The organism is Stenotrophomonas sp. Steno-Z10-BAI (assembly GCF_056393115.1).
The window spans coordinates 40,001-61,601 of the sequence record NZ_JBWJOZ010000010.1 but is presented as its reverse complement, the minus strand read 5'-3'; the positions used below and the strand labels follow the sequence as shown (position 1 = coordinate 61,601).

21 protein-coding genes are annotated in these 21,601 nt (G+C 67.9%); 4 read left to right on the top strand and 17 right to left on the bottom strand.

All coding sequences use genetic code 11. The annotated features are described in order from the left end of the window. Positions 1-52 precede the first annotated feature (52 nt). On the bottom strand, positions 53-1,546 hold the full coding sequence (locus tag AC06E9_RS18635; RefSeq protein ID WP_152153530.1) for a M20 family metallopeptidase: 1,494 nt from the start codon (positions 1,544-1,546) through the stop codon (positions 53-55). Positions 1,547-1,799: 253 nt separating this feature from the next. Between AC06E9_RS18635 and AC06E9_RS18630 the strand changes: the two genes are divergently transcribed. The 4 genes from AC06E9_RS18630 (at position 1,800) to AC06E9_RS18615 (ending at position 4,928) form a co-directional block, all read left to right on the top strand. After that, on the top strand, positions 1,800-2,075 hold the full coding sequence (locus tag AC06E9_RS18630) for a ComEA family DNA-binding protein (RefSeq protein WP_121043558.1): 276 nt from the start codon (positions 1,800-1,802) through the stop codon (positions 2,073-2,075). 407 nt (positions 2,076-2,482) lie between these two features. Further along, complete coding sequence (locus tag AC06E9_RS18625; protein ID WP_152153528.1) at positions 2,483-3,544, top strand: L,D-transpeptidase; 1,062 nt, start codon at positions 2,483-2,485, stop codon at positions 3,542-3,544. Positions 3,545-3,571: 27 nt separating this feature from the next. After that, positions 3,572-4,279, top strand: coding sequence for a murein L,D-transpeptidase catalytic domain family protein (locus AC06E9_RS18620; protein ID WP_121043182.1), 708 nt, complete (start codon positions 3,572-3,574; stop codon positions 4,277-4,279). 37 nt (positions 4,280-4,316) lie between these two features. After that, positions 4,317-4,928: a HutD/Ves family protein gene (locus tag AC06E9_RS18615; protein ID WP_478056593.1), complete on the top strand. Its 612-nt coding sequence runs from the start codon at positions 4,317-4,319 to the stop codon at positions 4,926-4,928. A gap of 17 nt (positions 4,929-4,945) precedes the next feature. On the opposite strand, the gene AC06E9_RS18610 is transcribed toward AC06E9_RS18615, so the two are convergent. The 16 genes from AC06E9_RS18610 to sufC form a co-directional block, all read right to left on the bottom strand. Beyond that, positions 4,946-6,559, bottom strand: a complete 1,614-nt coding sequence (locus tag AC06E9_RS18610) for a sulfite reductase subunit alpha (RefSeq protein ID WP_478056592.1) — start codon at positions 6,557-6,559, stop codon at positions 4,946-4,948. Beyond that, entirely contained in the window at positions 6,556-7,536 is a 981-nt protein-coding gene (locus AC06E9_RS18605; protein WP_478056591.1) for an FAD:protein FMN transferase, read from the bottom strand. The genes AC06E9_RS18610 and AC06E9_RS18605 overlap by 4 nt, the downstream gene beginning before the upstream one ends. A gap of 121 nt (positions 7,537-7,657) precedes the next feature. Then, positions 7,658-8,464 carry a DUF4198 domain-containing protein gene (locus AC06E9_RS18600; RefSeq protein ID WP_121043190.1) on the bottom strand — a complete coding sequence of 269 codons (807 nt, stop codon included), beginning with the start codon at positions 8,462-8,464 and terminating at the stop codon, positions 7,658-7,660. A 26-nt stretch (positions 8,465-8,490) separates the two neighbouring features. Then, complete coding sequence (locus AC06E9_RS18595) at positions 8,491-9,009, bottom strand: DUF2271 domain-containing protein (protein ID WP_121043192.1); 519 nt, start codon at positions 9,007-9,009, stop codon at positions 8,491-8,493. A 22-nt stretch (positions 9,010-9,031) separates the two neighbouring features. Further along, positions 9,032-9,670 (bottom strand): PepSY-associated TM helix domain-containing protein, encoded by a 639-nt coding sequence (locus AC06E9_RS18590; RefSeq protein ID WP_478056590.1) that lies wholly within the window; start codon positions 9,668-9,670, stop codon positions 9,032-9,034. Between the two features lie 149 nt (positions 9,671-9,819). Further along, positions 9,820-12,243 carry a TonB-dependent receptor domain-containing protein gene (locus AC06E9_RS18585; RefSeq protein WP_478056589.1) on the bottom strand — a complete coding sequence of 808 codons (2,424 nt, stop codon included), beginning with the start codon at positions 12,241-12,243 and terminating at the stop codon, positions 9,820-9,822. A gap of 139 nt (positions 12,244-12,382) precedes the next feature. Then, a complete protein-coding gene (locus AC06E9_RS18580) occupies positions 12,383-12,820 on the bottom strand; it encodes a hypothetical protein (RefSeq protein ID WP_147433921.1) in 438 nt (145 codons plus the stop codon). Between the two features lie 132 nt (positions 12,821-12,952). Continuing rightward, entirely contained in the window at positions 12,953-13,666 is a 714-nt protein-coding gene (locus AC06E9_RS18575; RefSeq protein WP_478056588.1) for a tetratricopeptide repeat protein, read from the bottom strand. Further along, on the bottom strand, positions 13,659-14,348 hold the full coding sequence (locus tag AC06E9_RS18570) for a Fe2+-dependent dioxygenase (protein WP_121043200.1): 690 nt from the start codon (positions 14,346-14,348) through the stop codon (positions 13,659-13,661). Before AC06E9_RS18570 ends, AC06E9_RS18575 begins: the two co-directional genes overlap by 8 nt. A gap of 48 nt (positions 14,349-14,396) precedes the next feature. Then, on the bottom strand, positions 14,397-16,682 hold the full coding sequence (locus AC06E9_RS18565; RefSeq protein ID WP_478056587.1) for a TonB-dependent receptor: 2,286 nt from the start codon (positions 16,680-16,682) through the stop codon (positions 14,397-14,399). Positions 16,683-16,831: 149 nt separating this feature from the next. Beyond that, positions 16,832-17,227: a hypothetical protein gene (locus AC06E9_RS18560; RefSeq protein ID WP_478056586.1), complete on the bottom strand. Its 396-nt coding sequence runs from the start codon at positions 17,225-17,227 to the stop codon at positions 16,832-16,834. 89 nt (positions 17,228-17,316) lie between these two features. Then, a complete protein-coding gene (locus AC06E9_RS18555) occupies positions 17,317-17,649 on the bottom strand; it encodes a non-heme iron oxygenase ferredoxin subunit (protein ID WP_121043206.1) in 333 nt (110 codons plus the stop codon). Further along, entirely contained in the window at positions 17,646-18,182 is a 537-nt protein-coding gene (locus AC06E9_RS18550; protein ID WP_478056585.1) for a GNAT family N-acetyltransferase, read from the bottom strand. Before AC06E9_RS18550 ends, AC06E9_RS18555 begins: the two co-directional genes overlap by 4 nt. Before the next feature lie 107 nt (positions 18,183-18,289). Next, a complete protein-coding gene (locus AC06E9_RS18545) occupies positions 18,290-19,546 on the bottom strand; it encodes a cysteine desulfurase (RefSeq protein WP_121043210.1) in 1,257 nt (418 codons plus the stop codon). Next, positions 19,543-20,805, bottom strand: a complete 1,263-nt coding sequence (gene sufD, locus AC06E9_RS18540) for a Fe-S cluster assembly protein SufD (RefSeq protein WP_282263171.1) — start codon at positions 20,803-20,805, stop codon at positions 19,543-19,545. Before sufD ends, AC06E9_RS18545 begins: the two co-directional genes overlap by 4 nt. Then, positions 20,805-21,569 (bottom strand): Fe-S cluster assembly ATPase SufC, encoded by a 765-nt coding sequence (sufC, locus tag AC06E9_RS18535; protein WP_259261285.1) that lies wholly within the window; start codon positions 21,567-21,569, stop codon positions 20,805-20,807. Before sufC ends, sufD begins: the two co-directional genes overlap by 1 nt. Positions 21,570-21,601: the final 32 nt, after the last annotated feature.

Sequence of the window (21,601 nt, the reverse complement as noted above, 5' to 3'; positions counted from 1 at the left end):
CGTCAGTAGAGGGTGGACGCAGCCTAGCAAGGCCAGGCTGCGTCCGCCAACGTCAGCAGCAGCCGTGGCCGCCGTGACGGGTGCCGCTGTCGGCGGCGACCGGCGAACCGCTGGTCTCGCCGCGCAGGCTGGCGGCATAGTGCTCGCTGATCACCTTGGACACGCACGAGGTCACGCGCTTGCCCATCGGGATGTGGAGGAACTCGTTCGGGCCGTGTGCATTGGAGTGCGGGCCGAGCACGCCGGTGATCATGAACTGCGCGCCCGGGAACTTCTCGCCCAGCATGCCCATGAACGGGATCGAGCCGCCTTCGCCCATGTACATCGCCGGCTTGCCGAAGAAGGTCTGGCTGGCATCGTCGATCGCCTGGGTCAGCCACGGCGCCATCGCCGGGGCATTCCAGCCGCTGGAGGCTTTTTCCAGGTCCAGCTTCACTTCCGCACCGTTCGGCGGATCGCGCAGCAGGGCTTCCTTCAGCAGCTCGCCACAGGCTTTGCCGTCAGCGGTCGGGGGCAGGCGCAGCGACAGCTTCACCGCGGTATGCGGGCGCAGCACGTTGCCGGCCGAGGCCAGCGGCGGAAGGCCGTCCACGCCGGTGACCGACAGCGCCGGGCGCCAGGTGCGGTTGAGCACCAGTTCGGCCAGGTCGTCGTTCATCGGGCGCAGGCCGTCGACCATCGGGAATTTCTCGAAAATCGCGGTGTCCACCACTTCGGCGGCACGCTTGGCCTGCTCCTGGCGCTCGGCCGGGATCTCGACATTCATGCCGTCGATCAGGATGCGGCCGGTGTTCTCGTCCTCGATGCGCGAGATCAGCTGGCGCAGCAGGCGGAAGCTGGACGGGATCACGCCGGAGGCATCGCCGGAATGCACGCCTTCGTTGAGCACCTTGACCGAGAAGTTGCCGCCGGTCAGGCCGCGCAGCGAGGTGGTGCACCACAGCTGGTCGTAGTTGGCGCAGCCCGAATCCAGGCACACCACCAGCGAGGGCTTGCCGATGCGGTCGGCCAGGTGGTCGACATAGGCGGGCAGGTCGTAGCTGCCGGATTCCTCGCAGGCTTCGATCAGGATCACGCAGCGCGCGTGCGGCAGGCCCTGTTCCTGCAGCGCCAGCACGGCGGCCAGCGAACCGAACATCGCATAGCCGTCATCGGCGCCGCCGCGGCCGTACAGCTTGTCGCCGCGCAGCACCGGGATCCACGGGCCCAGATCATCGTCCCAGCCGGTCATTTCCGGCTGCTTGTCCAGGTGGCCGTAGAGCAGGATGGTGTCGTCGCCGGTCTCGGCGCCGGAGGCCGGAACTTCCAGCAGCAGCAGCGGGGTGCGGCCCTCCAGGCGCACGACCTCGACGGTCAGGCCGGGCAGGTTCTGCGCCTTGGCCCAGGTTTCCATCAGGGTGACGGCCTGTTCCATGTAGCCGTTGGCGACCCAATCGGCGTCGAACATCGGCGATTTGTTGGGGATACGGATGTAATCGACCAATTGCGGGACGATTTCGTTGTCCCACTTTTCACTGACGAATTGGCCGAGCTTGGCGCTGTCCATCTGAACTCCGGAGTGCTTTTGACAAGTCCCGCCATTCTACGCCTGCGCTGGGGTAGGTATTTCCCTACACCACGTCGGGTGTTAGGCCTGCTGTGTGAAGGTGCCGTGGACGATAGGCTGTGTGTATGTGGCGAGGGACGCTGGAACCTTCGACAGGATTGCCGGCAGGGGCCGGTTCCGAGCCACAAGGAGTGACACAGTGGGACCTTGGTTTTCGTGCAGGGCGCTGGTGCTGGGACTGCTGTTGAGCGGAATGGCCTTCGCGGCCGATCGGATCAACATCAATACGGCGGACGCGTCGACGCTGCAGCAGGGATTGGCGAACGTGGGGCCGATGAAGGCCGAAGCGATCGTCGCGTACCGGCGACAACACGGCCCCTTCGAACACGTCGAGGATCTGGCGCGGGTGAAGGGGATAGGGACAGCTACCGTCGAACGGAATCGACAACGGATGACGACCGGGGCCAGGCAGGCGCCGGCCGAGGCACCGCCCAGGAGGGCAGCGCCGGCCTCCGTACCAAGGCGCTGAACAACAGGACAGGTCGGGACCGGCAGGAGGCCAGTCACTGGTTGCCACGGCAGGATGCCGTGGCGGCACCGACAGCTGCAGGAGGCAGCACGCATGGAAGCGGCGCGGAAGGATTGGCGCGGACCCACCATTACGGTGGCATCCAGACCCCGGGAAGGGCTGAGATGGCGGAAGCATATACGGCCGAGTGCAGGATGCATGGCCGGCACCCAGACTGGGCAGGATGCACAGGGGGAAGGCGGGATGCCGACAAGGATGTATCGATTGCCCGGTTCGCACAGGATGTGTGGCCGGGCAATTACTTTTTGGGGCGGACGAAAACCGGCAGCAGGGCTGCGCGTGGTTTTCGCGAACGCATGCAGGCAGTTCGTGTAGCGTGGCGGCATCTCTTCGAATGGATGCACGACATGGCAGTACGCAGCACGCTGTTGAGTCTGGCACTCGGGACGCTGCTGGCGACCGGGATGCTTCCCGCCACCGCCGCCAACAGTGCGCCGACGGCCAACAAGACGACCGAGGCCCCGCGTGGCCCGACCGATCTCAAGCCCGGTGAATTCCTCTGGCATCCGGAGATCTCCCCCGCCGGCCCGATCGTGCTGGTGGTCAGCCTCGATGAGCAGCGCGCCTACGTGTACCGAAACGGCATCGCGATCGGCATGAGCACGATCAGCTCGGGCAAGACCGGGCATGAAACCCCGACGGGTGTGTTCACGATCCTGCAGAAGGACAAGGACCACAAGTCCAACCTCTACAACAGCGCGCCGATGCCCTACATGCAGCGCCTGACCTGGGATGGCATCGCGCTGCACGGCGGCAGCCTGCCGGGCCACCCGGCCTCGCACGGTTGCGTGCGGCTGCCACAGGCGTTCGCGCAGAAGCTGTTCGGCGAAACCCACCGTGGCGATACCGTGGTGGTGGCCGATGCCAAGAGCGCGCCGATGACGCTGGCCTATCCGGCCGTGCTGGCGCCGGTCAGCAGCACCGGCACGCCGCTGGTGGAGAGCACCGACGCACCCGCGCACTACTGGAATGATGCGGCGGCACCGGCCGGCCAGGTCGGCATCCTGGTCAGCCTGCACGACCAGCGCCTGTACGTGCTGCGCGATGGCGTGCTGATCGGCGAGTCGCGGTTGGAGGCCAAGGCCTTGCCGGCGTTCGAGGGCACCACGTTGTTCGTGATGGGCCAGGGCTACCAGGACAACCCCAGCCCGCTGGACCCGCACCGCCCGCTGCACCGCTGGACCGCCTACCCGCTGCTGGGCCAGACTGCCGCCAATGCCACCCCGGACCTGCTCGCCACGCCGAGCCTGCCGATGGCGCTGCCGCCGGAATTCGCCGAACAGCTGTACAGCGTGCTGGTGCCCGGCACCACGCTGCTGGTGACCAGCCTGCCGGCCGTTCGCCCGGTGGCCGATGAACAGAACCTGCAGCCTGTCTTGGAATCCGATGCCGGTGGGTCCACGTTGTAAGGGTTGCCTGCGCCTGGTGAGCTGCCCATGCCCGTTGTGAAATTGCTGCCTGCCGCCTTCTGCGGCCTGATCGCGTCCGCCACGGCGGGCGCGGCCAGCCCCGCGCCGGCCCCGGAGGCGAGTCCGGTGCAGATGGCCGAGATGCTGGCCAAAGCCGCCCCTGCGGCGGACAAGCACGTCCTGCAGCTGGCGGCCCGCGCGATGCGCTGTGCGTTGCGCCGGCCGGAGCTCGGCGTGGACCCGGGCAAGTTGAGCGTGATCGATTACTCGCGGCCGTCGACCGAACCGCGCATGTGGATTTTCGATCTCACGCGCCAGCGGCTGCTGTTCGAAGAGTGGGTCGCGCATGGGCGCAACAGCGGTGACAACCGCACCCAGCATTTCTCCAACAAGGACGGCAGCTTCATGTCCAGCCTGGGCGCGTTCACCGCCAAGGAAACCTACATGGGCGGCAACGGCTATTCGCTGCGCCTGGAAGGGCTGGAGCCGGGTTTCAACGACCATGCCCGCGACCGCGCGATCGTGATCCACGGTGCGCCCTACGTCAATCCGGCGATCGCGCGCCTGCAGGGCCGGCTGGGCCGCAGCCTGGGGTGCCCCGCCGTGCGGCTGTCCGTGGCGCGGCCCCTGATCGACAGCCTGCGCGGCGGCACGATGGTGTTCGCGTATTACCCCGACAAGGACTGGCTGGCGCGTTCGCGCCTGCTGGAACCCGATTGCGGCGGCGTGTCCTGACAGGACTGCGGTACGTCGGCTCAGGCACACTAGCGCCATGTCGACCGATACTGTCCTGAGCGCGGCCAGCCGCGTCATTCCGTCCTTCCAATACCGCCGCGAACGCTGGCGCAACGGCCTGGGCTGGACCCGCGAGATCCTGCGGCTGCCCGACAACGACGACTGGCAGGTGCGCCTGTCGATCGCCGAGATCGAGCAGGACGCCGCGTTCTCGGCCTTTCCCGGCGTCGACCGCGAGCTGGTGCTGCTGCGTGGCGAAGGCCTGCACCTGCGCTTCGCCGATGGCACGCTGCATACGCTGATGCCGCCGCACGACCGCCTGCGGTTTGCGGGCGAAGCGAAGGTGACCGGCGAACTGATCGACGGGGTGACCCACGATTTCAATCTGATGTGGCGGCGCGATGCCGTGCAGGCCGAGCTTCTGCACCGGCCGCTGGTGGGCAGCATGTTCTTCTTCACCGAACCCGCGGCGGCGTGGGCGATTCACCTGCTGGCCGGCCAGGCCGAGTTTGAGGGCGAGCCGTCGCTGGCACCGCTGGCCGCCGGTGATACCGCCTGGTTGGCGGCCGGTGAGCGCCGCCGGTTCGCGTTGCACGGCGGCGGCGAGTTGCTGGCGATCCGTGTCAGTGCGGGTGGCCGCACCGCCTGAGGGCCTGCAGGCAACCCTCAGTACACGTCGCGCCGGTAGCGCCCGGCCACGATCAACGCTTCTTTTCCGTCGCGTCCCAGCGCCTGCTCGATCACCGCATCCACCGCCGGGGCCATGCCCTGCAGGCTGCCGCAGACCAGGATCGTGGCACCGTCGTGCACCCACTGCTGCAGCGTGTGGATCTGCGCCTGCAGCCGGTCCTGCACGTAATGGTGTTCGCCACCGTCTCGACTGAACACCGTATCCAGACGCGCGATCCAGCCGTCGCGCTGCCAGGCGCGCAGGTCGTCGCCGAAGAAGAAATCGTGCGCGGCCGTGCGCTCGCCGAACAGCAGCCAGGTGCGGCGCGCGCCGGCGCTGATGCGCTCGCGCAGGTGGGCACGCAGGCCGCCGATGCCGGTGCCGTTGCCGATCAGGATCAGCGGCGTTGCCGGCGGCACACCGTGGAAATTGGGATTGCTGCGGAAGCGCAGATCGATGCGGCCCTCCAGCGCAGCGTGATCGCACAGCCAACCACTGCCCAGCCCCGGGGTGCCATCAGGACGCAGCTGCCGGCGCAGCAGCAACTGTACCTGGCCTTCGGCAGGCAGGCTGGCGATGGAGTACTCGCGGTGCGGCAGCGGACGTAACGCGGCGACCAGTGCGTCTGCGTCGGCAAACGTCGGGAGTTCCCCATCACCGGGCAGATGCGCCCGCGCGAGATGTGCGCGCAGCGGCCGTCCATCGATGAGCATATCGCCCTTCCACGGGGTATTTCGCAGCCACGCCTCGACGTCGGCCGGTGCATGCTGCGGCCCGATCTCGACCACGTCGCCGGCCTGCCACGCCGGGAGCACGCCATCGGAGGGCACCAGCGTGATGCGGTACGTCGGTGCGCCCGGGCTGCCCGGGTTTTCCAGATGCCGCGCCTGCAGTTGCCACGGCAGATACTCGGCCGGGGCCCAGTCCGGCAGTTCGGTGGCGTCACCGCCGAGCTGGCCGAGAAGCTGCTGCCAGTGGCGCAGTGCGCCGGGGTCGGCGTTGTCTGCCTCCACGGTATCGAACAGCGGATGCGCGCCGTGCTGGCGCAGCCAGGCATCCAGCTGGTGACCGAAGGCGCAGAAATGCCCGTAGCTGCGATCCCCCAGCGCCAGCACGCCGTACTGCAGTTGTGGCAGTTCCAGCGCCTGTGGCATCACCTTGCGCAGGAAGGGCAGGGCATGATCCGGCGCATCGCCTTCGCCGGTGGTGCTGACCATGAACAGCACCTGCCCGCTGCGCTGCAGAAGCTCGGCGGTCACCGCATGCAGCGCGCGGATGCGGACCGGCAAGCCGGCAGCGCGCAACGCCTCCGCACTGCGTTCGCACAGCTGCTGGGCGAAGCCGGTCTGGCTCGCCCAGACCAGCAGGATCGGTGCGGATCCGGGATCGGCGACGTGGTCTTCGCGCGCGCGCCCGCGCCACCAGATCAGCGTGCAGAACGCCGCATACAGCACCAGGCTGCCGGCGGCCCAGCGCCACTGCGAGGCCAAGGGGGCGCTTTGCCACCACGCCTCACCCAGATGCAGGCGCAGCAGCGCCCAGGCGATGACCGCCAGCAACAGCATGACCGCCAGGTTGCCCAGCCAGGCACGGGAAGGACGCAGGCTCATGCCGCGCCTGCGCGGTCGTCGGCGAGCAGCTGTTCGAATGTAGGGCTCATGTGTTCCTCGATACCGTGCGCACCCCGGCTGACAACGCGGGCGGCCAGTGCATGGGTGCGCGCAAATGCGATGCCCTCGCCGGGGCCCATCACCGTCAATGCGGTGGCCCAGGCATCGGCCTGCATGGCGCTGGCGGCGACCACGGTGACCGCGGCCGCAGCGCGCGTGACCGGTGCACCGGTGCGCGGATCCAGCGTGTGGCTGAACTGCTCGCCGCCCTGTTCGAAGTGATGCCAGCGATCACCGGAGGTGGCCACCGCCCGATCCCTCAGCGCGAGCACGCGCGGCGGATGCTCTGCCTGTGCATCGTCTTCCGGGGCCGATTCCACCAGCACGCGCCACGGCTGACCGTCGGGCTTTTGGCCGAACCCGTGCAGCTCGCCGCCGACTTCCACCAGCGCTGCGCGCACGCCGTTCTGGCGCAGCCACGCGCTGACCTGGTCGACACCAAATCCCTTGGCGATCGCCGAGAGATCCAGCGCCAACCCGCCGGGTTGCAGCAGGCGGCCGGGCTGCCACTGCAGCCGTTCCCAGCCACACCGCGCACGGGTCGCGGCGAGGGCGGCCGCATCGGGAATGCGCCGGGCCTGCGCCTGCGCGCCGAATCCCCACAAGGCCACCAACGGGCCGATGGTCGGATCGAAGGCGCCGCCGCTGCGCTGTGCGATGTCCAGCGCGCACTGCATCACGGTGTCGAACAATGGCGGCAGCGCCTGCCACTCACCGGCGGAGGCGCGGTTGAACCGCGCGATATCGCTGTCGGCTTCCCACGTGCTCATCTGCGCCACGATGGCGTCCAGCTGCGTCTGGATGCCGGCGTGCAGCGGGTGCAGGTCGCGGCTGCGCGCGACGGCCAGCCTTACCTGCCAGGTGGTGCCCATGGTGTGGCCGCCGAGGCTGGCGATGTCGAGATCCAGGTTGTTCATGGGGTGGGCACGTCGGGCCTAGTAAGCCCGATGGCCGGACTGCGTCGGGTGAAAAGCCCCCGTCGTGTCGACGGGGGCGCGATGAGGTGGACGGCGCGTGCAGCGGCCGCGCCGAAGGCCGTTACTCGGGCAGCACTTCCAGCGTGGCCACGTAGCTCAGGCGACGCTTCTTGGCCTCCTTGATCGAGGTCCTGCTGTCTTCGGTGCCGGTTTCCAGCCAGTACATGCCCGCTTCCGGCCAGGTGACGGCGAACTCGCCCTTGGCATCGGTGCTGACCTTGATCTCGTCCTGCGCGTTGCGGTACCGGGTGCCGCCGCGGGTGATCTCGAACGCCAGGCCGGCGGTCGGCTTGCCGTCGACCAGCACGCGGAAGCGCGCGGCTTCACCGGCGACCAGATCGTTCGGGTGGGCCAGCGCGATCATCTCGATGCCCTGGTTGGTCGGCTTGAGCGCGGTGTCGTTCGGCGTGCCGTTGGTGACGAAGGTTTCCACGCGACCCACCGACTGCGAGACCTGCAGGTTCCTGGCGTTCTTCGGCACTTCGGTGGCGAAGGTGGCGGGGGTGCCACGCCAGCGCTTGGGCTTGCCGTCTTCTTCCCAGCTGGCCGACAGGCCGTTGTTGATCGTGGCCAGGCGGTAGGTGCCCTGCTGGGTCAGCTCGACATCGAACACGCTGCGGAACTTGCCGGTCGCCGCGTTCTGCGGCTGCACGGTGCTGCCGTCCGGCGCGGTGATGACCAGGTTGTCCAGGCGCAGCGGCACGTGGTTGAAGTAGAACAGGTCGTTGGAGACCGCCGCATCGACGGTGATCCACGGGTTGGTACCCGCGATCACGGTCTGCGAGGGCTGCAGCCAGGCCTTGTGGGCCAGGGCGGAGAACGGAAGTGCGGCGGCCATGGCGGCGGCGAGGACGAGCGTGCGCTTCATCGAAAAACTCCAGGTGGATGGGGGGATCAGGGCTTGGCGGACAGGGTGACCAGACCGAGTTCGGTCGCGCCCTGGGCCTTGCCGGACTGGGCGGACGTGGCCGGCCAGGTGAAGGGGATCTTGAGCAGTTCGCGGCCGCCGACTTCGCGCACCGCTTCCACCACGAGGGTGTAGTTGCCCGGGGCGAGCGCCTTGAGCGCCGGCTGCTTGTCGCTGAAGGAGAGCGCGTGCTTGCCGACCGGGCGGGTCGGGCCGGTCACGCCGTCCACCGGCACCTCCAGCGTGCGCCCGCTCTTGCGCCACCACTGGCGCAGGTCGGGCAGCCACTTGGTGCCATGGCCTTCGGCGTTGCCGGTCTGCTGGTACCAGACGGAGAGGTTGGCGGCGACCTTCTGGTCGGCCCCTTCCAGCCACACGGCCACATACGGGCGGTGGTACTCGGCCACGTTGAGCTTGGGCACCTCGACGTTGATGTCCAGGGTGGTGGCATAGGCCGGCGAGGTGGCCAGCAGGCCGCTCAGGGCGATGGTCAGGGTGACGCGCATGGTGCGGCTCCGGAAGGGACGGTCAGTGGATGAGGATCAGGGCGATCAGCAGCGGGATCAGCAGGCCCAGGCCGACCAGCGGCCAGGTCATGCGGCGCTGGCGGGCATGCAGGTGCAGCAGGAACAGGCCGGTGATGCAGAACACCAGGCAGGCCACGGCGAAGATATCCAGGAACCAGCCCCAGGCTGGCCCGGCATTACGCCCTTTGTGCAGATCGTTGAAATAGGACACCCAGCCGCGCGCGGTGGATTCGTACTCCACGTCACCCGTTTCGCGGTCGATGCTCAGCCAGGCGTCGGCCCCCGGGCTGGGCATGGAGAGATAGATTTCGCCATCGGACCATTCGGCCGGGCGGCGACCGATCGAGATGCCGAGCTGCGCATCCAGCCAGCGGCTGGCCACGCGGGGCAGAGGAGCATTGCCGTCGGCGCGGCCGCCGAGCTTGCCGAGCAGCTCGGCAGGCAGCGCCAGCTGGCGGCTGACCACCTCCGGCTTGGCTTCGATCCTGGCCGCGTGGTTCAAGGTGATGCCGGTCGCGGCAAACAGCAGCATGCCGATCAGGCACACCGCCGAGCTGATCCAGTGCCACTGGTGCAGCGTGCGCAGCCAGAAGCCGCGGCGTTGTTGTTGCACGCTGGAAGAGGGAGCGCTGGTGGCCACGGTCGGGAGAGAGAGTACTGAGGGGCGAATTACACCATTGATGAGAATGATTCGCAATTTCTGCAAAAAGAAGGCAGCGTTCCGTTGTCGGCGCGCTGCCCGAGGTCAAGGCCCGCGGCGGCGTCACCAGGACGCCGCGGCGGTGTGCCTCAGAACTTGGCGTTCAATGAGATCCAGTAGCTGCGGCGCTGATCCTTGGTGGAATAGTCATCCACACAGCTGTAGTCGCTCTCGCTGATCAGCACGCAGGACTGCGAGACGAAGTTCTTGTCGAACAGGTTGTTGACCCGCGCGTTGACGGTCAGCCACTTGTTGATATCCCAGCTGCCGCCGAGGTGGAAGATGGTGTAGTCCTCGTAATAGCGGGTCTGCGAGCTGCTCACGCCGCCCACGTTGCTGACCAGCGTGTCGCGGTAGCGGTCGTAGCGGCCTTCGCCGATCAGCGACAGGCTCACCGCCTCGCTGATCTGCCAGTTCAGGCTGGCATTGGCCATGTGCCTGGCCGGGTTGCCGGTGATCGGCAGGCCCTTGCCGGTGCCACTGGTCTGCTCGCTCTTGGTCCAGGTGTAGTTGCCGCGCAGTTGCAGGTTGTCCAGCAGATCCACCTGGGCCGCCGCTTCCACACCGCGGGTCTCGGCCTTGTCGATGTTCACGCTCTGGCCGAAGGTGCTGTAGCCCAGCTCGGCCCAGCCCGGGCCGATATCCACGCAGTAGCTGCCATCGTTCGGGGCGACTTCGCAGTTGGCGAAGGTGCCGCCGCTGGCGATCTTGTCGTCGAACTTGTTGAGGAAGCCGGTGAGGTTGAAGCCCCAGCGATCGCCTTCGTAGTACGCGGCGATTTCGTAGTTGGTACTGGTTTCGGGCTTGAGATTCGGCGAGCCGACCAGCGGGATCACGCCCTGGCCACCGAAGCCGACGATGCCGGGGAACAGCTGGTCCGGACGCGGGGTCTTGTAGCCCGTGCTGACGCCGCCCTTGACGGTCCAGGCATCGTTGGCATTCCACACCAGGTAGGCGCGCGGGCTGACGTGACTGCCGAAGATGTTGTGGTCGTCATAGCGCACGCCGACCGTGGCGGTCAGGGTGTCGGTCAGCGACCAGTTGTCCTCGGCGAACAGCGCCCACATGCGGTGCTGCTGCTTCACGTTGTTCTTGTAGCCGGCGCCGTCCATGCCGAACACGCCGTCGATCATGTCGGTATCGTTGTACTGGCCGCCGACGGTCAGCTTGTGCGCGCCGAAGGTGAGATCGAGCATGGTGTCCAGCACGTTGCCCTTCAGTTCCATCGTGCGCAGCGGGCGCGGCAGGAAGGCCTGCAGGCGCGCCATCTCGGCCGGGTTCAGCGCAGCCAGACCGTTGCGTGCGCTGGCGGCGCAGTTGGCGGCGACGCCGGTGCGGCGGCAGACGTCGTTCCACAGGCCCTGCAGATCGGCGCGCTCATCCAGCGTCAGCGGCAGCGACCGGCCGAGGTTGTTGCTGGTGATGTGGGTCAGCGTGGTCTGCCAGGTGCCGAATTCATAGCGGCCCTGGTGGGTCAGTGCCAGCTGGTCGCGCTCATAGCGCTGGTAGGCGGTGTAACCCACGCGCGGCTGCACCACGCGGCGGGTAACGTTGCCGGTGCCGTTCGGGTTGGGGATCGTGGCATTGCCCACGCGCCACAGGCTGGCCAGGCTGTCCAGGGTGCCGGTCTGGCCTTCGCTGTTGTCGTACTTCTGGCGCGACACGTCGTAGTCCAGCCACAGCTCGTGGTCGTCATTGACGATGAAGTTCAGGCGCAGGCCGGTGTTCCAGTTGGTGTTGGCCACCGCCTTGCCGCCGGCACCGAAGCCGATGCTGCGCGACCATAGCGTGCCGTCCGGCAGCGGCAGATCGTCCCATTCAGGGTTGGAGGCTTTGGCGTCGTAGTAGCTGCCGCGCACCGACAGGCCCAGGCGGTCCTTGATCAGCGGGCCGCTCAGGTAGACATCGGTGCTGCGTGCATCACCGAACTGGTCGTCCTGCTGCACCGTGAAACCCTGGGTGACCGCGCCATGCCACTCGGTCTGGTTGCGGCGGGTGATGATGTTGATGACCCCGCCCATCGCATCGGAGCCGTACAGCGTGGACATCGGGCCGCGCACCACCTCGATGCGTTCGATCGCATCCAGTGGCGGCATGTAGGAGAACTGGCCACCGCCGAAGTTGTTCGGGTACAGGTTGCCGGCGTTGCTCTGGCGGCGACCGTCGATCAGCACCAGGGTGTAGTCCGACGGCATGCCGCGCATGGAAATGGTGGCGCGGCCGTTCTTGTCGGTCGGCTCCATGCCCACGTCGATGCCTTCCACGTCGCGCAGCGCATCCACCAGGCTGGTGTACGGGCGCTTGCTCAGCTCTTCGCGGCTGATCACGCTGATGCTGGCCGGGGCATCGGCGATCTTCTGCTCGAAGCCGGCGGCCGTGACGACCACCTTGTCCAGCGTGGTCGGGCCGGCCGCGTCGCCGTGGGCGAAGGCCGGGGCGCTCAGCGCACCGAGCAGGGCGATGGACAGGGTGCAGCGGGACAGGGACGTGCGACGACGATGGCGCTGGGCCATGGGGGTAACCTCGAAAAGGAGAACGCGGACGCGACATGGCAGGCCGCAGGGCGGCAGCACGCGCAGGAATCAGGAAGGCCCGGAACGGGCAGAACGTGCGTGACCGGGCGGGGCGCAATGGCGCCGCCGGCCGTGTGGATCAGCCCTGCGGTGGGGCTTGGCCGCGCTGGACGCGCAGGCCGGGTGCGGCAGGCAGCGGCGTGGCCGGTGCCGAATCAATGGCGGGCACGACCCGCGGCGGCTGTGCCACCAGGGTGGCCATCAGCGCATCCAGCGATTCCACGACCGGTGGCAGCGACGGCTGCGGCGGTGGCGTGGAAGCAGGGCGTGCGCTGGCGACCCGGCGCGGCTTGGCCGGGGCTTCTTCCTGCGGGGTGGTCTCGCCACCGCCGGCCGGGCGCTCGTCCATCGGCATCTGCAGGACCATCACGGTGCTGCCGGGGGCAACGCGCTCCAGTACCGGCAGGCCGGCCAGCAGCAGCGACAACAGGCCCAACCACGCCAGCACGGTCGACAACGCCTGCTGCCGCCCGCGCATGGCGGGAGCAAAGCTGCGATGGCGGTGTGGATGGCGCAAGACGAGCCCCTGTCGAAGCGGCCAGTCGATCAGCCGACCGGCAACGCGGCGGGATTGTAGGTGAGATTCGTTAGCGGACGCAAATGAGAATGATTAATGATTCTGCGCCTGCAGGTACGTCAGCCTTTGCAATCAGGCAACCAGCGCCCGGATCGAGGGATGGGGCGAGGCCGCCAAGGTGGGGCGCAGGTGAGCCAGAAACGACGGACTGCCGTGGGCAAGTGCGCGTCGCAGCCACTGCGCCGCAGCGTCGATTTCCCCGGCGGCGAGCAGCAACGAGGCATGGCTGGCCTGGCCGCGGAAGTCGCCGGCCTCGGCCGCGCGCCGATACCAGGCCGGTGCCGCAGCCGGATCGGCCGCCACGCCGATCCCGTCCTCCAGGCAGCGACCGACCAGATTCATTGATTTGGCATGGCCGAGCCGCGCGGCGCGCAGATACAGCGCGAACGCAGCGCGTTCGTCGCGGGCCACACCTCGCCCGGTAGCCAGCAGGTTGGCCAGGTTGTACTGGCCCCAGTCCAATTCGGCCTGCGCGGCCTTGCGGTACCAGACCGCCGCGAGCACCGGATTGACCGGCGTGCCGCTGCCGAGTTCATGGCAACGGCCAAGCATGTTCATGGCGATCGCCAGGCCACCATTGGCGGCGCGCTCGAACCAGAGCACGGCGGCGGCGGCATCGGGCGCGATCCCGCGTCCTTCCATCCGCGCCTGGCCGAGCAGGCACTGCGCCTGCGGATCGCCGCGCTGTGCGGTAGCTTCCAGGGTGGCGAGTGCGGCGGCCGGATCGTGCCGCAGCTGCTCGGCCAGTGCCGCCACGTCGAGCGCAGCCAAGGGGGCCTCAGACATCGGCCCACTGCCGCAGCAGGTTGTGATACACGCCGGTCAGGTTCACCAGCGCGGGGTGTTCGGGGTGGTCATGGGTGAGACGGCGGATCGAGACATCCAGATCCCACATCAGGCGCCGCTGGCCGTCATCGCGCAGCATGCTCTGGATCCAGAAGAACGAGGCCAGCCGCGTGCCGGCGGTGACCGGGGTGACCTGGTGCAGGCTGGTGCCCGGGTACAGCACCATGTGGCCGGCTGGCAGTTTGACCCGCTGGTTGCCGTAGGTGTCTTCGATCACCAGCTCGCCGCCCTCGTACTCGTCCGGATCGCTCAGGAACAACGTGGCTGACAGGTCGGTACGTATCGGCTGTGGTTGGCCCGCAACGGTGTAGTCGTAGCGCACCGCGTTGTCGACATGGAACCCGAAGGTCTGCCCCGGCTGATAGCAGTTGAACAGCGGCGGGAAGATGCGACGCGGCAAGGCGGCCGAGAAGAAGGTGCTGTTGCGGCCCAGCGCATCGAGGATGGCCGAGCCAACCGCTCGCGCGGCCGGGTCGGACTCGGGCAACTGCAGGTTGTGCTTGGCCTGCGCGGACTGGTAGCCCGCAGTCAGGCGGCCGTCGGTCCAGCCGGCCGTGGCCAGCTGCTGGCGGGCCTGGGTGACCTGCTCGGCGGTGAGGACGTCGGGGATGTGCAGCAGCATGGTGGGCTCCAGCCCCTCCCGCACGAGCGCGCGGGAGGGGGGCATCGCTTAGAACGTGAAATTGAAGGCCAGCGTGGCCGAACGACCCGGCGCGATGGCGGCGTAGTGCGAAGCGTACGCCTTGGTGAAGTAGGTTTTGTTGGTCAGGTTCTGCACGTTCAACTGCAGGCTGTAGCGCTCGCTGAAGGCGTAGCCGACCATCGCATCCCAACGGGTGTAGGAGGGCACCCACTTGGTGTTGTTGACGTTGCCGTAGACCTTGTCCACGTAGTTGGCACCCGCGCCCAGGCTCAGGCCCGGCACGAACGACGGCGCCCACGTGGTCCACAGGCTGGCGCTGTGCTTGGCGGTGTTGGGGAACGCGTTGCCGTTGAACGGCGAGGGCACGTAGACGCCGTTGACCAGCGCGAAGCCGTTGTCCTCGACCACCGCATCCAGGTAGGTGTAACCCCCGAAGACCTGCCAACCCTCCACGATCGTGCCGCTGAAGCCCAGCTCGGCGCCCTTGACCTTCTTGGTGCCTGCGTTCTGCGTGGTGCCTGCATCGCTGGTCACGCGCGCGTTGCTCATTTCGGTCTGGAAGATCGCACCGGTCAGCGACAGGCGGGCATCGAACAGATCCCACTTGGTGCCCAGCTCGATGTTGCGGCTGCGCTGCGGCTTGAGATCCTGGATGGTGGCACTGATGCCGTCGGCGCCGTCGCCGCCGTCCACGCCGACCGGGGTGGAGGAGGTGCCCCAGGAGAGGTAGATGCTGCCGTTTTCCACCGGCTTGAACACCAGGCCGGCCTGGCCGTTCCAGAACGAGGTGTCGTTGCGCAGGTGCTGCAGGTTGGCCGCCGCAGTGGGGTTGAACTGGTGGGTGTTGTAGTCGTCCAAGCGCGCGCCCAGGTTCAACATCCATTGCTCGCTGAAGCTGATCGTGTCGAACACATACGCCGATTTGGTGCGGGTGGTCTGGCGCACATCGCGGGCCGGATCGCTGCGGGTGACGGTATGGGTGGCCGACCACGGATCGTTCGGATTCGGATTGGTCAGATCGGTGCAGTTGTAGCCGGTGGCGGCGCCGGTGGTCGGGCAGCTCTGGTTGGCGGTCAGCGGGTTGTTGGTGCCTGCGGTGGTCTGGCCATTGGGGCGGCGCACATCGGCGATCGCATAGGTGCCGCGCACGGTCTTTTCGCTGCTGTACTCGACGCCGGCGTTGAAGCTGTGGCGCAGCGGGCCGGTTTCCAGCTCACCGGTCACGCTGGTCTGGTTGACGAAGCTGTCGGTCTGCGTGGCGCGTGCATTGGTACGGCGCCAGACGGTGCCGAACAGGTTCGGGTTGCCCTTGCTGTCGTCCGGCTGGGTCCACAGGTAATCGTTGCGGGTATCGCCGTAGCGGGTGATGTTGCGCAGCACGATGCCGCCAAAATCATGCGACAGATTCAACGTGGTGATGTCCGCCTTGGTTTTCTGGAAGTCGCGGTCGACCAGGCCATAGAACGCATCGCGGTTGGTCACGATCGGGCTGCCGTCACCGTTGAGCGCCACGTTGGGGCCGCTGGTGAACGGGTTGTTGTACGGGAAGCCGCCGGCATCGGGCAGGTCGTCGGTTTCCATGTGGTAGTGGCTGATCACCGCCTGGGTCGGGCCGTTCAGGCCGAATGCCAGCGACGGCGCGATGCCCCAACGGCTGCTGTTCACTTCATCGCGGCCGGCCACGTCGGCATCGTGCTTCATGATGTTCAAACGGGCGGCGATGCCGTCGCCGATCACCTGGTTCGCATCCAGCGTGCCGCGGCGGTAGCTGTCGGTGCCGGCGGCCAGGCTGCCGGACACGAAGTCCTCCAGCTTGGGCGTCTTGCTGACCAGGCTGATGGTGCCGCCGGCCGAACCGCGGCCGGAGTAGGCCGAGCTCGGGCCCTTGACCACATCGATCTGCTCGATGGCGAACACTTCACGGGTCTGGCTGCCGGCATCGCGGATGCCATCCACATAGATGTCCGAGGCCGAATCGAACCCGCGGATGAAGGGCCGGTCGCCGGTCGGGTTGCCGCCTTCGCCGGCACCGAAGGTGATGCCCGGCACGGTGCGCAGCGCATCGAGCAGGGTGGTGGCGGCGGTCTGCTCGATCACCTGCTGGGAGATCACGCTGACCGACTTGGGCGTATCCAGCAGCGGTGCGGTGAATTTGGAAGACTGCGCGCGGACGCGCTCGCCGTGGACATCCACGCCGTCCAGTTCGGTGGCGCGCTGCGGATCGGCGGCAGCGTCGGTCTCTGCATGGGCGATGGCGGGGGCGGCGATGGCCAGCAGCAGGGCGGACGACAACGGAGTCGGGCGGACGGTCATGGTGATTCCTGGGAAGACGGACGAAGGCCGGACGGCACGCGGCGGTCACGGCGGAGCGGAGGCAGGTGGGGAAAACGGACAGGCGGCCGACGGCGGCGCGGTGACGCAGGCGTGGCGGGCATCGACGCGCAGCAGCGTCGACGCCGGGATCAGGCGTAGGGAGGCGCGTGGCCGGGGTTGAGCCGCAGCGAGGGTTCCAGCCGCTGCCAACGCAGCGCGTCGGCGCGCCACAGCGGCACCCGCGCGACCCACGGCCCGCGGCTCAGGCGAGGCAGCACGGCCGGGTGGCCGGCCTCGGGGTCTGGGCCGGTCTCGGCTGTCAGGCTGGGCTCGGCGAACGGCAGCTCCGGCGCAGGCGCGGGCGCGGTGGGCGCGGTGACCCGAAGCGTGCTGCCGGCGTCCACTATCGCCGGGGTCTGGCCCGTCGCCGGGGAGCGCCCGGCGTTACCGGAACCGCCGGCGCTCAGCCAGCCGCAGGCCAGCAGCACCACGCAGAACGTGGCCCACAGGGCGGCGATACCAAGGACGGAGCGGTTGGCGGACACGGCTTACCGGGCAGGAGCGGCCGGGTGGCCGCAATGCCTATGGTAATAGGAACAATTCGCGTTTTCAAAACGCCGACGTTCAGCCCGGATCAGTCGCGGTCGTCGCGGGCCCAGACGGCGTCGTGTTCCCGCTTGACCGGGAACTTCGCGACCGGCGAGTAGGCCGGGGCGCACAGCGCGGCCCCGTCGCGGATGTCGAAGCGGGCCCCGTGCAGGACGCACTCGATGCTGGCCTCGGTGGTATCGAAGGTGCCCGAGGACAGCTCGAACTCGTCGTGGGTGCACTGGTCTTCCAGCGCGTACAGCTCGCCGTCCAGGTTGAACACCACGATCGGCGTGCCGGTCACCTCATCGAAAGTGCTCTTCATCTCGCCGGGCAGCAGCTCGGCGCTGGCGCAGACGAAGGTCCAGGTGTCGCTCACGCCGGCACCGCCAGCGCCTTTTCCAGGATCTCGAAGCGCAGATCGTCGCGCTTGGGGATGCCGAAGCGTTCATCGCCATACGGGAAGGGCTTTTTGATGCCGGTGCGCTGGTAGCCGCGGCGTTCGTAGAAGGCGATCAGCTCGTCGCGGATGTCGATCACCGTCATCTGCATGACCGGCACGCCCCACTCGCGCGCGGCGTGGGCTTCGGCGGCCAGCATCACCTGCTTGCCGATGCCGCCGCCCTGCTGGGTCGGGTCCACCGAGAACATGCCGAAGTAGCCTTTGCCCTGGTCATCGGCGATATGGGCGCAGGCCAGCAGCTGGCCCCCGCGCTCGGCCAGCAGGATGGTACTGCGCGGGCGCTCGATGTCTGCCTGAAGACCCTGCGGGTCGATGCGGGCGCCATCGAGGATGTCGGCCTCGGTGGTCCAGCCGGCGCGGCTGGCATCGCCCCGATAGGCGGAGGTGACCAGGGTGACGAGGGCGGGGATGTCGGCCAACGTGGCGGCGCGGTAGGTGAGTGTGCTCATGCGGCCATTTTAGGCTGGCCGGGGCCGGGACGGAAACGACCGCAGCCGGGAACGAAAAACGCCGTGGCAGGCCACGGCGTTCCGGTGAGGCACAGACGGGGGCGGACTCAGCCCAGCAGCTTGCGCACCTTGTTCAGCGCCACGATGAAGCGCTCGATTTCGTCATGCGTGTTGTAGAACGCCAGCGAGGCGCGGCAGGTCGCGGCGACGCCGTAGTACTGCAGCAGCGGGTGCGCGCAATGCTGGCCCGAGCGGACGGCGACGCCTTCCAGGTCGAGCAGGGTGGCCAGATCGTGCGAATGCGCGCCGTCCACCAGGAAGGAGACCACCGCCGCCTTGTCCGGCGTGGTGCCGAAGATGCGCAGGCCGTCGATCTTGTTCAGCTCTTCGGTGAAGTGCGCCAACAGCTCGCCTTCGCGGGCTTCCACGTGCTCCAGGCCCAATGACTCGAGGTAATCCACCGCCACGCCCAAGCCGATGAAGCCGGCGATGTTCGGGGTGCCGGCCTCGAACTTGTGCGGGGCATCGTTGAACACGGTGCCCTCGAAGCTGACTTCCTTGATCATCTCGCCTCCGCCGAGGAACGGCGGCATGGCATCGAGATGCTCGCGCCTGGCCCACAGCGCGCCGGTGCCGGTCGGGCCGCACATCTTGTGGCCGGTGATGGCATAGAAGTCGCAGCCGATCGCGGGGATGTCGACCTTGCGGTGCGGCACCGCCTGCGAGCCGTCCACCACGGTGATGATGCCGCGCTTGCGGGCTTCGCGGCAGATCTCGCGGACCGGGTTGACCGTGCCCAGCACGTTGGAGACGTGGGCAACCGCGAGCAGCTTGACCTCGGGGGTCATGGCCGCGCGCAGCGCATCCAGATCCAATGCGCCCTCCGGGGTGATCTCGGCCACGCGGATCGTCGCGCCGGTGCGCTGGGCGACCAGCTGCCACGGCACGATGTTGGCGTGGTGTTCCATGCGCGAGACCAAGATGACATCGCCGGCCTTCAGCCGCGGCAGTGCCCACGAATAGGCGACCAGGTTGATCGCGAACGTAGTGCCGCTGCACAGCACCAGCTCGCTGGCGCGCACGTTGAGGAAGCGCGCCAGTTTGTTGCGTGCGCCTTCGTAGGCATCGGTCGCTTCGGTGCCGAGCGCATGCACCGCACGGCTGACGTTGGCGTTGTAGCGGCGGTAGAACTCGTCCACCGCGCCGATCACCTGCACCGGCTTCTGGCCGGTGTTGGCGTTGTCGAAGTACACCAGCGGCTTGCCGTGCACTTCGCGCATCAACAGCGGGAAGTCCAGGCGCACGCGGTCCCAATCGGGTGCGGCGCCGGTATCGGCGACCGGGCGCGGCGTGGACAGGTTCATGCCACGCCCGCCAGGGCCAGCGCACGGTCGAGCTGGGCGGTGAGCTGCTCGGTCAGGCGCGCGTCGAGGGCGTTCAGTGGTTCATGGCAGAACGCCGCGCTCAGCAGCTGCTGCGCGCGATCGGCCGGCAGGCCACGCGAGCGCAGGTAGAACAGCGCGTTGGCATCGAGCTGACCGACCGTGGCACCGTGGGCGGCCTTCACTTCGTCGGCATCGATCACCAGCGTGGGCTGGGTATCGATCTCGGCATCGGCGGAGAGCAGCAGGTTCTTGTTGGACAGGTTGGCGTCAGTGCCATCGGCGCCTTCGCGGATGTGGATGCCACCGTGGAAGACCACGCGGCTGCGGTTGGCCGCCACGCCTCGCCAGACCATTTCCGAGGCGGTATCACGCGCGATGTGCTCGATGCCCAGGCGGGTATCGATATGGCGGCGGCCGTTGCCAAGCAGCACGCCGTTGGCGGTCAGCTGGGCGTTGTCGCCTTCCAGGCGGACGTTGAGCTCATGGCGGCTCAGCGCGGCGCCCAGCTCCAGATCGATGCGGCGGTACTGCGCGTTACGGGCCAGCACGGCGTCGGTGCGCAGCAGCGAGGTGGCGCGGGTGGCATCGGCCTGCACGCGGGCGTGCGAGAGCACCGCATCCTGCGCCAGATGGACGTGCACCAGGGTGTTGTCCAGGTGCGCGGCATCACCGACATGCAGGTGGTGCTCGACCACGCCCAGCGCAGCGCCAGCACGAAGCTCGATCAGGTGGCGGTGGTGCCAGGACAGGTCGGTATCGCCGGCCACGCTGATGAACACCAGCTGCAGCGGCGCCTCGACCTGCACGCCTGCTTCCACGCGCAGCAGCACGCCCTCATCGGCGAGCGCGGCGTTGAGGCGGGCGAACACTTCCTCGCTGCGCTCGAAGCGGCGGCCGAGGAAACGAGCGGCTTCATCGCCCGCGGCCAGTGCCGAGGACAGGGTGGCCAGCTGCACACCGGCCGGCACTGCAGCGACATCGCTCAGCGCGCCGGACGGGCGACCATTGACGAACACCAGCCGCGGCGACGGGATGTCGGCCAGCAGGGCGGCATCGACCATGGCCGGGGCGAGCGGGGCGGGCTGGAAGCTGCGACGCTCCAGCTGGCGCAGGGAGGTGTATTTCCAGGCTTCGGTGCGCGGGCCGGGCAGGCCGGCCTGCAGGGCGGCATCCAGCTCGGCGCGACGTGCATCGCTGCCGCAGAAGCCGCTGGCGAGGGAATCGAGCAGGGCGCTCATCAGACCGCTGCCTCCGGCACCACGCGGTCCTTCAGGAAGTGGTAGCCATGGGCTTCCAGTTCCAGGGCCAGTTCCGGGCCGCCGCTCTGCACGATCTTGCCATCGGCCAGCACATGCACCACGTCCGGCTTGATGTAATCGAGCAGGCGCTGGTAATGGGTGATCACGATGAAGGAACGGTCCGGCGAACGCAGCGCGTTCACGCCGTCGGCCACGCTTTTGAGCGCGTCGATATCCAGGCCGGAGTCGGTTTCATCCAGGATCGCCAGCTTCGGCTCGAGCACGGCCAGCTGGAAGATCTCGTTGCGCTTCTTCTCGCCACCGGAGAAGCCTTCGTTGACGCCGCGGTGCAGCAGCTCGTCCTTCAGGTGCAGCACGGCCAGCTTCTGGCGGACCAGCTTGAGGAACTGCATCGAGTCCAGTTCTTCCTCGCCGCGCGCCTTGCGCTGGGCGTTGAGCGCGGCGCGCAGGAAGTAGGTGTTGTTCACGCCGGGGATTTCCACCGGGTACTGGAAGGCCAGGAACAGGCCGGCGGCGGCGCGTTCTTCCGGCGCCAGCTCGAGCAGATCACGGCCTTCGAACTGCACGCTGCCTTCGCTCACGTCATAGCCGTCGCGGCCGGCCAGGACATTGCCCAAGGTGGACTTGCCGGCGCCGTTGGGGCCCATGATGGCGTGCACCTGGCCGGGCTTCACGTCCAGCGAGAGGCCCTTGAGGATGTCTTTGTCGCCGATGCGTGCGTGGAGGTTGTCGATCTTCAACATGTCGATAATCGTCTTGTCAGATAGGGGAACTG

Bases quoted from the DNA above. Each gene is read 5' to 3' on its own strand.
- AC06E9_RS18610 (WP_478056592.1), bottom strand. From the start codon at position 6,559: ATGAGCCTGCGTCCTTCCCGTGCCTGGCTGGGCAACCTGGCGGTCATG.
- AC06E9_RS18630 (WP_121043558.1), top strand. From the start codon at position 1,800: ATGGCCTTCGCGGCCGATCGGATCAACATCAATACGGCGGACGCGTCG.
- sufC (WP_259261285.1), bottom strand. From the start codon at position 21,569: ATGTTGAAGATCGACAACCTCCACGCACGCATCGGCGACAAAGACATC.
- AC06E9_RS18620 (WP_121043182.1), top strand. From the start codon at position 3,572: ATGCCCGTTGTGAAATTGCTGCCTGCCGCCTTCTGCGGCCTGATCGCG.
- AC06E9_RS18595 (WP_121043192.1), bottom strand. From the start codon at position 9,009: ATGCGCGTCACCCTGACCATCGCCCTGAGCGGCCTGCTGGCCACCTCG.
- AC06E9_RS18585 (WP_478056589.1), bottom strand. From the start codon at position 12,243: ATGGCCCAGCGCCATCGTCGTCGCACGTCCCTGTCCCGCTGCACCCTG.
- sufD (WP_282263171.1), bottom strand. From the start codon at position 20,805: ATGAGCGCCCTGCTCGATTCCCTCGCCAGCGGCTTCTGCGGCAGCGAT.
- AC06E9_RS18565 (WP_478056587.1), bottom strand. From the start codon at position 16,682: ATGACCGTCCGCCCGACTCCGTTGTCGTCCGCCCTGCTGCTGGCCATC.
- AC06E9_RS18545 (WP_121043210.1), bottom strand. From the start codon at position 19,546: ATGAACCTGTCCACGCCGCGCCCGGTCGCCGATACCGGCGCCGCACCC.
- AC06E9_RS18570 (WP_121043200.1), bottom strand. From the start codon at position 14,348: ATGCTGCTGCACATCCCCGACGTCCTCACCGCCGAGCAGGTCACCCAG.
- AC06E9_RS18615 (WP_478056593.1), top strand. From the start codon at position 4,317: ATGTCGACCGATACTGTCCTGAGCGCGGCCAGCCGCGTCATTCCGTCC.
- AC06E9_RS18605 (WP_478056591.1), bottom strand. From the start codon at position 7,536: ATGAACAACCTGGATCTCGACATCGCCAGCCTCGGCGGCCACACCATG.
- AC06E9_RS18600 (WP_121043190.1), bottom strand. From the start codon at position 8,464: ATGAAGCGCACGCTCGTCCTCGCCGCCGCCATGGCCGCCGCACTTCCG.
- AC06E9_RS18635 (WP_152153530.1), bottom strand. From the start codon at position 1,546: ATGGACAGCGCCAAGCTCGGCCAATTCGTCAGTGAAAAGTGGGACAAC.
- AC06E9_RS18625 (WP_152153528.1), top strand. From the start codon at position 2,483: ATGGCAGTACGCAGCACGCTGTTGAGTCTGGCACTCGGGACGCTGCTG.
- AC06E9_RS18575 (WP_478056588.1), bottom strand. From the start codon at position 13,666: ATGTCTGAGGCCCCCTTGGCTGCGCTCGACGTGGCGGCACTGGCCGAG.
- AC06E9_RS18550 (WP_478056585.1), bottom strand. From the start codon at position 18,182: ATGAGCACACTCACCTACCGCGCCGCCACGTTGGCCGACATCCCCGCC.